Source organism: Staphylococcus sp. HMSC062H10, assembly GCF_001836945.1.
Classification (GTDB): Bacteria; Bacillota; Bacilli; order Staphylococcales; family Staphylococcaceae; genus Staphylococcus; species Staphylococcus aureus.
Window position 1 is genome coordinate 1,394 of sequence record NZ_KV830979.1, and the last position, 544, is coordinate 1,937.

1 protein-coding gene and 1 pseudogene are annotated in these 544 nt (G+C 32.2%); both read left to right on the plus strand.

The features are described from left to right. On the plus strand, positions 1-467 hold a 467-nt coding region (locus tag HMPREF2658_RS07285), incomplete at its 5' end, for a TIGR01741 family protein (protein ID WP_070854294.1). A 10-nt stretch (positions 468-477) separates the two neighbouring features. Next, positions 478-544, plus strand: a pseudogene (locus tag HMPREF2658_RS14855) (TIGR01741 family protein); the annotation flags it as partial.

Consider the following 544-nt stretch of genomic DNA (forward strand, 5'->3'; position numbering starts at 1 on the left):
ACGAGATTGCGAATGAGATCAGTGGGATGATACCTGTAGAGTGGGAAAAGGTATATACAATTGCCTATGTAGATGATGAAGGTGGAGAAGTCGTTTTTAATTATACTAAACCAGGTAGCGAGGAATTGAATTATTACACATATATCCCTAGAGAGTATAATGTCTCTGAAAAAGAATTTTATGATTTGTGGACAGATTTATATAGATTGTTTAAGAAGTTAAGAAACGCATTTAAAGAAGAAGATTTAGAACCATGGACATCATGTGAATTTGATTTTACAAGAGAGGGTAATTTGAAAGTATCGTTTGATTATATAGATTGGATTAAATTAGGTTTTGGCCCATCAGGAAAGGAAAACTATTATATGTATAAAAAGTTTGGTGTTTTACCAGAAACGGAATATGAAATTAATAAAGTTAAAGAAATCGAGCAATATGTTAAAGAGCAAGAAGAAACTAACCTTTAGGGGAGATAATATGACTTTCGAAGAAAAACTAAGTCAAATGTACAACGAGATTGCGAATGAGATCAGTGGGATGATAC